We start from the raw sequence: 13,825 nt of genomic DNA, 5'->3' as shown, positions 1-13,825 counted from the left end.
CGCGCCTGGGTCCCCCCGGGCTTTCGGCACCGGGTGAGCGCCGCGGCACGGCCGTACGGCGGCGGGGAACGTCAACAGATGGCGCTGTTCAGCCTGCACAGGTCGACGTGCAGCCGCGCCACGAGCAGGATGCCCGGCGTCTTCTCGCTCACGTCGTTCAGAACCATGGGCTCATCGTATCGATTCCCGGTCCCGCTCCCGGAGTGTGATCTCGCATGGTGGATGCATTCTGACCGAATCGCGGGATCAGTAGGCCTCCACGACCTTGACCTCCTCCTCCGTGACCTCGCCTTCCACGATGCGGTAGGAGCGGAACTGGAAGTCGCCGAGGCCGTCGGTGTCGGCGGTGGACACCAGGACGTAGTGGGCGCCGGGCTCGTTCGCGTACGAGATGTCGGTGCGCGAGGGGTACGCCTCGGTCGCCGTGTGCGAGTGGTAGATGACCACCGGCTCCTCGTCCCGGTCGTCCAGCTCGCGGTAGAGCTTGAGGAGGTCGCCGGAGTCGAACTCGTAGAACGTGGGCGACATGGCCGCGTTCAGCATCGGGACGAAGCGCTCGGGGCGGTCCGAACCGGCCGGGCCCGCGACGACGCCGCACGCCTCGTCGGGGTGGTCCTTGCGCGCGTGCGCGACGATCTGGTCGACGAGGGCCTGGGTGATGGTCAGCATGTCCGTCAGGATAAGCAGACGGGCCGCCCCGTACCGAGGGATGGTACGGGGCGGCCCATATGTCGGACGTCCTGAGCGGCAGCCTCCGGGGGTGCCACGAGTACTCCCGGCGGCCGGACGTCCTGGGGATGGTCTCCCCGGTGGTCAGCCCACCCGCTCCAGCTCCGGCTCACGCCGGTCGGCGATCTCCGGCGTGCGCTTCTTCAGGAACAGCCAGCCGATGCCGAGCGCGACCGCCCAGACCGCCATCACGTACAGGCAGACACGGGAGTCGGCATCGTAGGCGATCAGGCCGGTGACGAAGAGCAGGAACGCGATGGCGATGTACGAGCACAGCGCACCGCCCGGCGCCGGGAAGGACGAGGCGGGCAGCCGACCCGCGTCGACCGCGCGGCGGTACAGGACGTGGCTGACCAGGATCATCAGCCAGGTCCAGATGCCGGCCGCGGTGGCGACGGAGGTGACGTAGCCGAACGCCTTCTCCGGGACGACGTAGTTCAGGACCACGCCGATGCCCATGAACAGCACCGAGACGGTGATGCCGAGCGCCGGGGTCTTGGACGCCGACAGCTTCGAGAAGGCCCGCGGGGCCTCGCCGTTGTCGGCCAGGGTGCGCAGCATGCGGCCGGTGGAGTACATGCCCGAGTTGCAGGACGACAGGGCCGCGGTGAGCACCACGAAGTTGACGATGCCGGCGCCGGCCGGGATGCCGATCATGGCGAAGGCCTTCACGAAGGGGCTGACGCCCTCGGTGAACTCGGTCCACTTCACCACGCACAGGATGACGGTGAGGGCACCGACGTAGAACAGGCCGATGCGCCAGGGCAGCGTGTTGATGGCCTTCGGGAGGGTCTTCTCCGGGTTCTCGGACTCGCCCGCGGTGACGCCGACCAGCTCGACGGCGAGGTAGGCGAACATGACGCCCTGCAGGGTCATCAGCGAGGAGCCGATGCCCTTGGGGAAGAAGCCGTCGAACTGCCACAGGTTGGAGACGGACGCGGTGTCACCGGCGGCGCTGAAGCCGAAGGTGAGCACACCGAGACCGATCACGATCATGCCGATCAGGGCGGTGACCTTGACCATCGAGAACCAGAACTCCAGCTCGCCGAAGAGCTTCACGGAGATCAGGTTGACCCCGAAGAGGATCACCAGGAAGACGAGTGCCGTCACCCACTGCGGTACGGCCGGGAACCAGTAGTTGATGTAGATCGCGGCGGCCGTCAGCTCGGCCATGCCGGTGACGACCCACATCAGCCAGTACGTCCAGGCCGTGAAATAGCCGAAGAACGGGCCGAGGAACTCGCGGGAGTAGTCCGCGAAGGAGCCGGAGACCGGGCGGTAGAGCAGCAGCTCGCCCAGGGCTCGCATGATGAAGAAGATGATCACGCCCGCGAGGGCGTACATCAGGATGAGGCTGGGGCCCGCCTTCTCGATGTTGGCCCCGGCCTTGAGGAACAGACCGACGCCGATGGCGCCGCCGATCGCGATCATCTGGACCTGGCGGCTGCCGAGCCCGCGCTCGTAGCCCTCCTCAGGGGCTTCGGTGACCCTCTCAGAGGTCATGTCGTGGTGCGCCTTTCTCCATGCCGACCCGGGCCTTTCGTCGGCCTCGGATCGGGTTTCGATCCCCCCGGATTGATGGAGCTGAGCGGGTTTCGCGAGCCCGCTCGTGCCTGGCCGGCGGTCGCCGGCTCGGTGGCGCACCCGGCCGAACATGGGTGGTGTTGGCCGGGCGGTCGTGAAGATTTATCACGGCCGCAACATTGATCACTGAAGCACGATGTGATGCACCGCACAGGAAGAAGGGGACAAAGAACGCCCTAAAGCGGCAAACCAGGCCGCAACGGTGACATGATCGTTATCCGGATTTGAGCGTCCTCTGAGCGAACACCAAGTGCACCCGAAATCGGGACAAGTTACGACATAAGAGTGGTGACGAGCGTCTCCTGGAGGCCACCCAGCCACAGATACGCCATCACCATCGGCTTACGCGGGTCCTCGTCCGGGAGCCGGTAGAGCAGATCGGTGTCGTCCTCGTCGGTGATCTCCAGCCGGGCGCCGATCGCCAGGCGCAGGTCGTTGAGGGCACCGAGCCAGTACCTCGACTCCTCCGGGGACAGCTTGAGGACGGCCCCGCCCTCGTCCACCGGGGACAGCGCGTCCAGGCTGCGGATCACCGCGAGGGCGTTCTCCCGCTTGCCGGCCCTGAGGTCGTTCTCGGTGTAGCGGCGGAACTCGGCCGAGTGCGCCAGGCGCTCCTCGGCGTCGGCCGGGGAGTCGGGCGCCTGCTCCGGGTCGCTGTAGGCGTCCGGGAAGAGCCTGCGCAGGACGGGGTCGGTGGGCGGCTCGCTCGGACCCTCGGCGAACAGCTCGGCCAGGGGGTCGGCGGGGGCGTCCGCGGCGGGTCCCGGGCCGATCAGCTCCAGGAGCTGGACGGCCAGCGACCGGATGATGGAGATCTCGACGTCGTCGAGTGCGACAGCCGCGCCGCCGCCGGGGATGTGTTCGAAGTGTCCGGACATGAAGAGGATTCGCTACTTCCGGTCCTGCTGGAGGGTGGCCCACAGTCCGTAGCCGTGCATCGCCTGCACGTCGCGTTCCATCTCCTCGCGAGTGCCGCTGGAGACGACCGCCCGGCCCTTGTGGTGGACGTCGAGCATGAGCTTGGTGGCCTTGTCCTTCGGATAGCCGAAGTACGCCTGGAAGACGTACGTCACATAGCTCATGAGGTTGACCGGGTCGTTGTGGACGATCGTGACCCAGGGGACGTCGGGCTCGGGTACGGCGAAGACCTCCTCCGCCGATTCGGTGCGTTCGATCTCTACGGGCGCGGGTGACGTCACACCCCCCATGCTGCCACGCGCTTGATAAATCGTCACACTGACGAAATGGGGGTACGATCCCTTGCCATGAACACAGCGGACCTTGGGCTGCCGGTGGACGTTCCCTCTACGGCGCTCTTCACGGACCAGTACGAGCTGACGATGCTGCAGGCCGCGCTGCGGGCCGGTACGGCCGAGCGGCGCAGCGTGTTCGAGGTCTTCACCCGGCGGCTGCCGGACGGCCGCCGCTACGGCGTGGTGGCGGGCACCGGGCGGGTCCTGGACACGGTCGAGAACTTCCGCTTCGACGAGGGTGTCCTCGGCTTCCTGCGGGAGCGGAACATCGTGGACGAGGAGACCCTGAAGTGGCTCGCCGACTACCGCTTCAGCGGTGACATCTGGGGCTACCCCGAGGGCGAGGTGTACTTCCCCGGCTCGCCGATCGTGCGGGTCGAGGGCACCTTCGCCGAGTGTGTGCTGCTGGAGACCGTGATCCTCTCCATCCTCAACCACGACTCGGCGATCGCGGCCGCGGCCTCCCGGATGGCCTCCGCCGCGGGCGACCGCCCGCTGATCGAGATGGGCGCCCGCCGCACCCATGAGCTGGCGGCGGTGGCCGCGGCCCGGGCGTCGTACGTCGGCGGCTTCACCACCACCTCCGACCTCGCGGCCGGCTTCCGGTACGGCATCCCGACCGTCGGCACCTCCGCGCACGCCTTCACCCTGCTGCACGACCACGAGCGGGACGCCTTCCAGGCCCAGGTGGCCACGCTCGGCCGGGGCACCACGCTGCTGGTCGACACCTACGACGTCGCCGAGGCGGTCCGTACGGCGGTGGAGGTGGCCGGGCCCGGTCTGGGCGCGGTGCGCATCGACTCCGGCGACCTGCTCCTGGTGGCCCACCGGGTCCGGCATCAGCTGGACGAGCTGGGGGCGACCGCCACGAAGATCGTCGTGACCTCCGACCTGGACGAGTACGCCATCGCCTCGCTGGCCGCGGCGCCGGTGGACGCGTACGGCGTCGGCACCCAGCTGGTGACCGGCTCCGGGCATCCGACCTGCTCGATGGTCTACAAGCTGGTCGCCCGCGCCGAGTCCGCCGACCCGGCGGCACCGCTGGTGCCGGTCGCGAAGAAGTCCAGCGGGGGCAAGACCTCCATCGGCGGGCGCAAGTGGGCGGCGCGGCGTCTGGACGAAGCGGGGGTGGCCGAGGCCGAGGTGGTCGGCACCGGACCGGTGCCGGCCGAGCTGGCCGACCGGCAGCTGCTGGTGCAGCTGGTCAAGGGCGGCGAGGTCGTCGCCCGCGAGCCGCTCGACGTGCCCCGTGCGCGGCACATCGCGGCGCGGGCCAACCTGCCGCTGTCCGCTACACAGCTCTCCCGCGGGGAACCCGTGATTCCGACGGAGTACGTCCAGGGGCGCTCGGGTAGCTAGACCGCGACCGCCGTCCGCCCCCCTGTCAATGCCCCCTCCCGAACGGGCTGCAAAGTCTCTAGGCTCAGTTACTTAACCCTCAGTCGAAGGACACCCATCATGCGTCGCGCGTTGATCGTCGTAGATGTGCAGAACGACTTCTGCGAAGGGGGCAGCCTCGCCGTCTCCGGGGGCGCCGACGTGGCCGCCGCGATCACCGAGCTGATCGGCCAGGCGGCGGGTACCTGCTACCGCCACGTGGTCGCCACCCGGGACCACCACATCGCGCCCGGCGGCCACTTCGCGGACAATCCCGACTTCGTCCGCTCCTGGCCCGCGCACTGTGTCGCGGGCACGGAGGGGGTGGGCTTCCACCCGAACTTCGCCCCGGCGGTCGCCTCCGGGGCGGTGGACGCGGTCTTCGAGAAGGGCGCGTACTCGGCGGCCTACAGCGGCTTCGAGGGCACCGACGAGAACGGACTCAGCCTCGCCGAGTGGCTCCGGGAGCGCCACATCGACGAGGTCGACGTGGTCGGCATAGCGACGGACCACTGCGTCCGCGCCACGGCCCTGGACGCGGCCAGAGAGGGCTTCCGCACCCAGGTGCTCCTGGACCTGACCGCAGGAGTGTCCCGGGAGACGACCGACCGGGCCCTGGAGGAGCTGCGCGAGGCAGGCGTGGAACTCACGGGCAAGCCGGTCGTCAGCGGCTAGCAGGCCGGGCTGCCGGGCCACGGATGACGCCGGGCCGGGCAGCCGCCCCGGCGGAGCCGCCCTCAGCCCTGCTGCACCACCGCCGACCTGCGAAGCAGCGCCCGGATGGGATGCCACAGCTCCGTCACGATGACACCGTTGTCGGGTGCCGTGCGCCATATCAGGCCGTCGGGATGGTGCAGGACCGCGGTGATCTCGTCCGGGGTCGGGGGCGCGGCGTTGCCCCGGAGGTACACGGCGCGCAGACCCAGGTTGCGCAGGCGGGTCAGGGCCCGGGCGCGGTTCTGGGCGTGGACCAGCACGCGCACCCCGGTCGAGCCGCCGGCATGCCCTGGGCTGGGCAGATTCAGTGCCACCACCACTGTGCCGTTCGGCAACTTGCAGAAGCCTCCTGCGGCCATGCGGTCACATCCCCGTTTCGGTCGGTGTCAATAAGCGAGCCACAGGACGCACCTAAACACGATCGGCGGCGACCCGCCAGGGGGTCACCGCCGATACGCTTCTGACCTGCGGAAATATCCGCTACTTCACCGCGGGGCCGACCTTGAGCAGGATCGTCGAGCCATCCTTGGCCTCCTTGGCGATCTTGATCTTGGTGTTGGTGTCAGTGATCTTGACACCGGCGGTCGGGGTCGCCGCGTCGTAGTAGGTGCTGGTGTGGTCGTTGAAGACCGACACGCCCTTCGACGACGGGATCTTCAGCTCGACGCCCGCGTTGTGCAGCGTGATGCCGTCCGTGCGGTACAGGCTGAAGGGCGAGTCGTAGGCCTGGATGCGGTTGCGCAGCGGCGTGCCGTCGGACCACTTCAGCGCCTTCGGGTGCGAGTCGACCGGCAGGACCAGGCCGACACCCGGGTGGACGCTGGTGTTGTTGTCCGCCTGCGAGGTGTCCCACTTCCAGATCAACAGGCCGTTCTGGTACGGGTAGTGCTCGACCCAGGAAGACTTGGTGTTCGAGAAGCCGAAGTTGTACGGGCCGACCTTGAGGGTCTTGTCGTACGACACGTACTGGCGGTTCTCGGCGATGTAGTACTGCGCGTAGTCCTTGGTGAAGGACGCGCCGACCCGGGAGAAGCCGTTCGCGGTCCAACCGGCGTCCACGCTCTCCGCGTTGTCGGAGAACACCGTCGCGCCGTCCGCGGTCAGCGTGATCTCGTCCGCCGCGAAGCCCTTCTGCGCCACACCGCCGTCGGTCTGGTAGCGGAAGCGGACGTCGATCTTCTTGCCCGCGTAGGCGTCCAGCGAGTACGACAGCTTCTTGTACGCGTCGACCGTGCCGGTCAGAGCCGGTGCACCGCTGGCGTCACGCGGGATGGCCTGGCCGTCCACCGTGCCGTCGAGCGCGGTCCAGTTGGCGCCGCCGTCCGTCGACACCTCGGCGTAGAGGTAGTCGTAATTGGCCTCGATGTCGTACCAGCCGTCCAGGCTCAGCGCGGCCGAGGACTTGCCGGTCAGATCCACAGAACGGGTCAGCGTGTTCTTGAGGTTGTCGCCGCTGCCGCTCCACCACTGGGTCGCGCCCTGCGCCGGGGTGACGAGCGTGGTGGTGACCGCCTTCTCCGGCAGGTTGACCACGAGGGCCTGCTTGTCCCAGGTGTTGTACTCGGCGACACCCAGCTTGTGCGTGGACTGCTTGCCGGCCTTGGCCGTGTCGTAGTTCAGCCAGCCGAGCTGCAGCTTGTCCCAGGCGCTGAAGTCGCCCGGCAGGTCGCCGATGGTGTCCTTGCCCCGGCCGAGCCAGGAGCCGGAGGACATCAGCGTCCAGAAGCCGGTGGAGTTGTCACCGTTGCCGGTGGTGTCGTAGTGGTCCGGCAGGCCGAGGTCGTGGCCGTACTCGTGCGCGAAGACGCCGAGGCCGCCGTTCTCCGGCTGGATGGTGTAGTCGCCGACCCAGATGCCGGTGCCGCCGATCTGCGCGCCACCCAGCTTGTTGTTCGCGGGGCCCGTGGCGCCGGCGTCGGTGCCGAAGGCGTACCAGCGGTGCGCCCAGATCGCGTCCTTGCCCTGCGCACCGCCGCCCGCGGACTCGTCCTCGCCGGCGTGCACGATCTGGAAGTGGTCGATGTAGCCGTCCGGCTCGTTGAAGTTGCCGTCGCCGTCGAAGTCGTAGCGGTCCCACTGGTCGTACTTGGCCACGTCCGCCTTGATCTGCGCGTCCGTCCGGCCGGCCGCCTTCTGCTTGGCCACCCAGGACGTCAGGCCGTCGCTGACGACGTTCCACACGCTCGGGCAGTTGGTGGAGCCGCAGGCGTTGTTGCCGTAACGGGCCTCGTTGTAGGGGACCTTGACCCAGTCCGAGACCTCGCCGTTGACGGAGTAGCGGCCCGAGGACTGCTTCTCGTAGAACTTCTTCATCGACTCGACGTTCTTGCCGGTGCCGAAGTAGAGGTCCTGGTAGTGCTTCCGGTTGTAGTCCTTCTGCCAGGCCGTCGAGTTGTCCTTCTTACGGTCCGGCTGGGCGATCTTGTTGTGCAGCGGGCCCGCGGTGCCACCGAACTTGGGGTCGGTCTGGTCCCCGAACTCCACCAGGATGGTGAAGATCTTGTCGGTCTTCTCGCGGCTCAGCTCGACGTACTTGCTGTCGCCCTTCTTGCTCTTGAGCTGGACGACCTTCGAGCCGTTGCGGTCCTTGGCCTTGGCCTTGCCCGATATGAGCTGGTTCAGGGCCTCCTGACGCTGGGCCTTCTGCGTCTTGCTCATGGGGCCGTCGAGGTCGTGCTTCTGCTGCTTCACCGGGGCCGGGTCGTGCCGGTTCGCGGCAGCCGGGCGGGCCGTGGTGCTCGCCTCGGCGACGGCGAACGTCGCGAAGGTGGCAGAGGCCGTGGCGAGCGTCACACCGATGGCGGCAGCTCTGAACGTCCAGGGTCTGCTGGTCACTTGAGTTCCTCCCCCGCGCCGCGCACACGGACAGGGGGGTCCTCGGTCATGGGAAGGGGTCCGTGCACGCACGATCAACGCGTGTAATCAAGTGACGACATTTGACTAGAGGTTTAGAAGAAAAGACAGACCTTGACTTGAGCAGGACAAGTGCACTATGCGGAGCCGACGTTCGCTTTACGAACGCGCTTGCCTGTCGGTCAACGGGCGCGTGCGCCCGTCCACTTCCCGGACCCCATGACTCCGTGCGCCCCCCGTGCAACGGTACCGTGGGTTAGGTCACGCTTACCAAGCGTCCGGCTCGGGCATGCACGCGATAAGAGTCGAATGGCGCCCCCACCTTTCTTCCGAGGACACGATTGCCATGCCTCGTCCGACCGCCGCACAGCTCGCCTACGGTTCGTGCACCGTGATCTTCTCGACGCTAGCCATGCTGCTGCTGTCCCAGACGAGTTCGGGCCTCGGGGTCACCGTCATCGCCCTGGCCGCGCTCGCGCTGGGGCTGCTCGTCGCGATGACGGTGCCACTGCCCAGGCCGCGCACGATCGCCCCGCCGGCCGAGACCGCGCCCGAGAGCGAGCGGGTCCCGACCACGTTGTGAACGGCACGCACGCACGACGCACACGAGAGCGGCGGGTCCGTGGGAGTTCGGACCCGCCGCTCTCGTGTGCACGATGCGACGTACTTCTCACACCGCACGTCTCACACGGCGGTGCTCACTCGGTGCTGACCTCCACGGTCTTGGCGGCCTTGTCGTGCAGGCCCTGCTTGTAGGGCTTGTCGAAGTAGCTCCAGCCACCGCAGATCACCGTCCAGATGCAGGCGCAGCAGAAGGCGAACGGCAGCCACAGCACCAGGGCGCGGATCAGCGAGGTCTGCATCGAGGGCGTGGCGCCGTCGTTCAGGTTGGCCACCCGCATCTTGAACCACTTCTTGCCGAGGGTCTGCCCCGTCCTGGCGATCATGATCGTGTCGTAGGCGACGTAGAGCACGGCGGCGGCGAAGGACTGCCACAGGGACCGGCTGACCTCGACCCGCTCTCCGTTCATGGAGTACTGGTGGACCCCGAGGGGCCAGGTGACCAGCCAGACGACGATGCCCACGAGGATCATGTCGATGATGCGCGCGATGGTCCGCTTGACGCTGTCGGCGAGCGGGGGCATGCCGGCGAGCGGGTCGGCCGGGTAGCCCGGGCCGCCGGGACCCCCGGGACCGCCGTACGGGCCACCGCCACCGTAGGGCCCACCACCGCCGTAAGGGGGTGGCTGGCCGCCGTAGGGCGGGGGTTGCCGGCCTCCCCAGGGCGGAGGCTGCTGCCCTCCGGGCGGGGGTTGCTCACCGCCCGGGGGCGGGGGCGGGCCGCCGGGCGGTGGGGGCTGCTGGGCTCCGGACGGGGTGTCGTACGGCGAGCCCGACCCCTGGTCCGCGGGGGGCCGCTTCCTGAACGGGTCGTCCTCGGGGGGCTGCTCTCCGGAGCCGGGGGGCGGTTCACTGCTCATGGCCCGAGTTGACCGCGAACGCCCCGGCTCCGCATCCGGCGGGCGGCCGTACGGGGTACGGGGCCGCCCGTCGGGTCAGCTCGCGACGAAGGTGTGAGCCGCCTTGTCGTGCCAGCACTGGTGCCAGGGCCGGTCGAACAGGCACCACAGCACGCCGACGATCCCGATGCCGAGCAGGCCCGGGATGCTGTAGACCAGCCAGCGGCGCAGGGCCGCGCCGAACGTCGGGGGCTCGTGCGCCTCTATGTCCCGGACCTCCAGGCCGCACAGCTTCTTGCCCAGAGTGCGGCCCCACTTGGCGGTGGGCAGCACCTCGTACAGGACGCCGAAGAGGAGAAGGACGGCGAGGACGATGCCGAGGGCGGTGCCGGTGGTGCCGTCGAGCAGCCAGACCGTGACGGTACGGCCGGACAGCTTGGCCTCGTCGATCTTCTGCTGGACGTGGTCGACCGCCGGTGCGCCGAGCGGGACCGCAGCGGCGGCGGTCACGGCGCCGACGACCAGGCTGTCGATCAGGCGGGCGGCGAACCGTCTGCCAAGGCCGGCCGGACGGGCCGCGGCCTGCCGGCGGGCGGCCGCCTGGAAGATGTCCTCCACCGGCGGCTTCCACGGCGCGACCTGCTCGTCCGCGCCCCCGGCCAGCTGGTGCACCTGCTGGGCCCAGGAGGCCTGCCCACCACCCGCCCCCGAGGTCACCGGGGTGCCGGGGCCGGCCTGTTGCGGCACCGAGGGGGCCACGGCGGCGGAGGCCTGGGGCGCCTGAGGGGGCTGTGCGGCCGCGGCGCGAGCGGCGGCGGCCTTTCCGGCACCGAACCCGGGACCGGTGGGCGCCGCCGGCCCTGCGCCGGGCGCCCCGGTCGGGCCCTGCGCACCGGGACCGCCAAGTCCGCCCGCGGCAGCACCGCTTGGGCCACCGGGCCCCGTGTGCGGCGCCCCGACCGGCCCCTGGGCCGCGAAGCCACCGGCAGCCGCCGAGCCGGACGCCTGCGCGGCAGGGCTCGCGGTACCGGACCCACCGGACGCCGCCCCCGGACCGGAGGCCGGCGCACCGAAGCCCGCGCCCGCGCCCGCACCGGGCCCTGCCGACCCCGGGCCGAAGCCGCCCGCGCCGGGACCGCCCGCGGCCGCCGGGGCGGAGGCCTGTGGGCCGAAGCCGGGTGTGCCGGGGGAGCCCGAGGCCGCCGGGCCCGAGGAGCCGGCCGCGCCGGGCTGCCGGCCCTGACCCGGTCCGAACGTCATCGTGCCGTCGTCCGTGACCGCCGCGGGACCCGGGACCGGGCGGCGGAAGATGAAGGTGCCGGGATCGGGAGCGCCGTCGTCCGCGGGCGGGATCGACGCCGTGCCGTCGGTGCGGGCGGCGTGGCCGGACGGCTGGGCGGGGTTGTCCGCGGGGACGCGGGGGTCGGTGCCCCAGGCGGACGGCTGGTCCTGCCCGGAGGGTTCCGGCTGCGGGTCCTCGTCGAAGAAGTGCGGGCCCGTCTCCTCGACGGACGGCGCCGCCGGGCGGGCGCCGGGCGGCGGGGTGAGCGGTTCGCCGTCCTTCGGCGCCGGCCGGCTGGTGCCCGGCACCCAGGAGGCGCCGTTCCAGTACCGGACGTAGCCGGGGATGGACGGGTCCGGGTAGTAGCCCTCGCGGGGCCTGTCGTCACCGGGGGCCGGGGTTGGGGCGCTCATGTCCGTCGTCCCGTATCTGCTCGGGGGTGGAATCGGGTCCCCCACATCTATCAGACCGGGGCACGCCGCACCGCCAGTCCCGCCGTACCCACCCCTTTCCGGGCAACGCCGTGCACGGGTCCCACACCTGGCCCGAAAAGTTTCCCGAACCCGCGTAATGCCCGTGCCCCTGCCCCCTCTCCCCTGGTACGGGCCCGGTCCGAAGGGCCCCGGCACAGAGGAGAAGCAGGTCATGCAGCACACCGAGGTGGAGCGGGAGCTGGAGTTGAGGCTCATCCTGTCGCCCGAGCGGAGCATCCCGGTCCCGGCCCGGCTCAGCTACCGCTCCGACGACCCCTATGCGATCCACATCACCTTCCACATCAACTCCGAGCACCCCGTCAACTGGACGTTCGCCCGGGAACTGCTGGTTGAGGGGGTGTTCCGGCCGTGCGGGCACGGGGACGTGCGGGTGTGGCCGACCAAGACCGACGGGCGCAGCGTCGTGCTGATGGCGCTGAGTTCGCCGGACGGGGACGCCCTGCTGGAGGCGCCGTCCGCCCAGGTGTCGGCCTGGCTGGAGCGGACGCTGCGCGTGGTGCCCCCGGGGAGCGAGGCCGGGCAGCTGGGCATCGACGACGCACTCGACCAACTGCTCGCCCAGTGAGGGCACGGTCTGAGAAGGCACGGTCTGAGAAGGCACGGTCTGAGAAGGCAGGGTCTGAGAAGACAGGGTCAGAACAGTTTGCCGGGGTTGAGGATGCCGAGCGGGTCGAAGACCTGCTTCACCGCCCGCTGCATCTCCACGCCGACCGGGCCGATCTCCCGCGCCAGCCAGTCCTTCTTCAGGACGCCCACCCCGTGTTCGCCGGTGATGGTGCCGCCGAGTTCCAGGCCGAGGGCCATGATCTCGTCGAAGGACTCGCGGGCCCGCCGGGACTCGTCGGGGTCCTGGGCGTCGAAGCAGACGGTGGGGTGCGTGTTGCCGTCGCCGGCGTGTGCGCAGACCCCGATGGTGAGCCCGTACTTGGCGGCGATCTGATCGATGCCGACGAGCATCGCGCCGAGCTTCGAGCGGGGCACGCACACGTCGTCGATCATCGTCGTGCCCTTCACCGCCTCCAGCGCGGTCAGCGAGAGCCGCCGCGCCTGGAGGAGGAGTTCGGACTCGGCGGCGTCCTCGGCCGGGACGACCTGGGTGGCGCCGGCGGCCTCGCACAGCGCGCCGACGGCGGCGAGGTCGGCGGTGGGGTCCGGGGTGTCGAAGGCGGCCAGCAGCAGCGCCTCGGTGGTCTCCGGGAGACCCATGTGGGCAAGGTCGTTGACCGCCTTGACGGTCGTACGGTCCATCAGTTCGAGGAGCGAGGGCACGTGGCCGCCCTCCATGATCCGGCACACGGCTTCGCAGGCGGCGGCCGCCGAGCCGAACTCCGCGGCCAGGACGAGCTGCTGGGGCGGCTTGGGCCGCAGCCCGAGGACCGCGCGGACGACGATGCCGAGCGAGCCCTCGGAGCCGACGAAGAGCCGGGTGAGGTCGTAGCCCGCCACGCCCTTCGCGGTGCGCCGGCCGGTGGACATCAGGCGGCCGTCGGCGAGGACGACCTCCAGGCCGAGGACGTACTCGGCGGTCACGCCGTACTTCACACAGCACAGGCCGCCCGACCCCGTGCCGATGTTGCCGCCGATGGTGCACATCTCCCAGCTGGAGGGGTCGGGCGGGTAGTACAGGCCGTGTTCCTCGACGGCTCGGGAGAGGGTGGCGTTGATGACGCCCGGTTCGACGACGGCGATCCGGTCGACGGGGCTGATCTCCAGGATGCGGTCCATCCTGGTGAGGGACAGCACGATGCAGCCGTCCGTGGCGTTGGCGCCCCCGGACAGACCGGAGCGGGCACCCTGCGGGACCACCGGGACGCGCAGCTCGGTGGCGGTGCGCATGACGTGCTGGACCTCTTCGACGGTGCGCGGCAGGACCACCACGGCCGGGGCGCCGGCCGGGCAGAAGCTCGCCATGTCGTTGGCGTAGGAGGAAGTGACGTCGGGGTCGGTGAGGACGGCCTCGACGGGCAGGCCGGCCAGGAGCCGGTCGGTGAGGTTACCGGTGTGTGCTGCGTCTTCGTCACGACGCGCTTCGATACGGCTCATGATCACAGCGTCGCACCCGGGGCCATCGGTGTG

The 13,825-nt window shown here is 70.0% G+C and carries 14 protein-coding genes; 4 read left to right on the top strand and 10 right to left on the bottom strand.

The window, feature by feature from the left end; all coding sequences use genetic code 11:
• Positions 1 to 71: 71 nt before the first annotated feature.
• From ACFY3C_RS04140 to clpS, 5 genes are all read right to left on the bottom strand, one after another.
• The gene (locus ACFY3C_RS04140) at positions 72 to 167 is read right to left on the bottom strand and encodes a putative leader peptide (protein WP_020940333.1); all 96 of its coding nucleotides are present in this window, start codon (positions 165 to 167) and stop codon (positions 72 to 74) included.
• Positions 168 to 246: 79 nt separating this feature from the next.
• Positions 247 to 669, bottom strand: a complete 423-nt coding sequence (locus tag ACFY3C_RS04135; RefSeq protein WP_386580925.1) for a Mov34/MPN/PAD-1 family protein — start codon at positions 667 to 669, stop codon at positions 247 to 249.
• 144 nt (positions 670 to 813) lie between these two features.
• On the bottom strand, positions 814 to 2,232 hold the full coding sequence (locus ACFY3C_RS04130) for an amino acid permease (RefSeq protein WP_390769623.1): 1,419 nt from the start codon (positions 2,230 to 2,232) through the stop codon (positions 814 to 816).
• Between the two features lie 353 nt (positions 2,233 to 2,585).
• Positions 2,586 to 3,191, bottom strand: coding sequence for a DUF2017 domain-containing protein (locus ACFY3C_RS04125; RefSeq protein ID WP_390769622.1), 606 nt, complete (start codon positions 3,189 to 3,191; stop codon positions 2,586 to 2,588).
• Positions 3,192 to 3,203: 12 nt separating this feature from the next.
• Entirely contained in the window at positions 3,204 to 3,521 is a 318-nt protein-coding gene (clpS, locus tag ACFY3C_RS04120; RefSeq protein ID WP_386580920.1) for an ATP-dependent Clp protease adapter ClpS, read from the bottom strand.
• A gap of 57 nt (positions 3,522 to 3,578) precedes the next feature.
• Here clpS and ACFY3C_RS04115 point away from each other — a divergent pair, with 57 nt between their 5' ends.
• Positions 3,579 to 4,925 carry a nicotinate phosphoribosyltransferase gene (locus ACFY3C_RS04115; RefSeq protein WP_390769621.1) on the top strand — a complete coding sequence of 449 codons (1,347 nt, stop codon included), beginning with the start codon at positions 3,579 to 3,581 and terminating at the stop codon, positions 4,923 to 4,925.
• Between the two features lie 99 nt (positions 4,926 to 5,024).
• Positions 5,025 to 5,618, top strand: a complete 594-nt coding sequence (locus ACFY3C_RS04110; RefSeq protein ID WP_386580918.1) for a nicotinamidase — start codon at positions 5,025 to 5,027, stop codon at positions 5,616 to 5,618.
• Positions 5,619 to 5,680: 62 nt separating this feature from the next.
• Here the strand turns inward: ACFY3C_RS04110 and ACFY3C_RS04105 are convergent, their stop codons facing one another.
• Positions 5,681 to 6,019, bottom strand: coding sequence for a hypothetical protein (locus ACFY3C_RS04105; protein WP_390769620.1), 339 nt, complete (start codon positions 6,017 to 6,019; stop codon positions 5,681 to 5,683).
• Positions 6,020 to 6,140: 121 nt separating this feature from the next.
• A complete protein-coding gene (locus ACFY3C_RS04100) occupies positions 6,141 to 8,495 on the bottom strand; it encodes an immune inhibitor A domain-containing protein (protein WP_390769619.1) in 2,355 nt (784 codons plus the stop codon).
• A 364-nt stretch (positions 8,496 to 8,859) separates the two neighbouring features.
• Here ACFY3C_RS04100 and ACFY3C_RS04095 point away from each other — a divergent pair, with 364 nt between their 5' ends.
• Positions 8,860 to 9,096, top strand: coding sequence for a hypothetical protein (locus tag ACFY3C_RS04095; protein ID WP_145882537.1), 237 nt, complete (start codon positions 8,860 to 8,862; stop codon positions 9,094 to 9,096).
• A gap of 115 nt (positions 9,097 to 9,211) precedes the next feature.
• Here ACFY3C_RS04095 and ACFY3C_RS04090 read toward each other — a convergent pair whose 3' ends face one another.
• Together ACFY3C_RS04090 and ACFY3C_RS04085 are read right to left on the bottom strand one after the other, a co-directional pair.
• A complete protein-coding gene (locus ACFY3C_RS04090) occupies positions 9,212 to 9,994 on the bottom strand; it encodes an RDD family protein (protein WP_386580914.1) in 783 nt (260 codons plus the stop codon).
• A gap of 75 nt (positions 9,995 to 10,069) precedes the next feature.
• A complete protein-coding gene (locus ACFY3C_RS04085) occupies positions 10,070 to 11,668 on the bottom strand; it encodes an RDD family protein (protein WP_390769618.1) in 1,599 nt (532 codons plus the stop codon).
• Positions 11,669 to 11,900: 232 nt separating this feature from the next.
• Here ACFY3C_RS04085 and ACFY3C_RS04080 point away from each other — a divergent pair, with 232 nt between their 5' ends.
• The gene (locus ACFY3C_RS04080) at positions 11,901 to 12,314 is read left to right on the top strand and encodes an SsgA family sporulation/cell division regulator (RefSeq protein ID WP_386580911.1); all 414 of its coding nucleotides are present in this window, start codon (positions 11,901 to 11,903) and stop codon (positions 12,312 to 12,314) included.
• Positions 12,315 to 12,382: 68 nt separating this feature from the next.
• On the opposite strand, the gene ACFY3C_RS04075 is transcribed toward ACFY3C_RS04080, so the two are convergent.
• A complete protein-coding gene (locus ACFY3C_RS04075) occupies positions 12,383 to 13,798 on the bottom strand; it encodes an FAD-binding oxidoreductase (protein WP_390769617.1) in 1,416 nt (471 codons plus the stop codon).
• Positions 13,799 to 13,825: the final 27 nt, after the last annotated feature.

Origin of the sequence: Streptomyces sp. NPDC001410 (assembly GCF_042895235.1) — a bacterium.
GTDB lineage: Bacteria > Actinomycetota > Actinomycetes > Streptomycetales > Streptomycetaceae > Streptomyces.
Note: the sequence above shows the minus strand (reverse complement) of the source record. Positions and strands in the feature narration are given on the sequence as shown.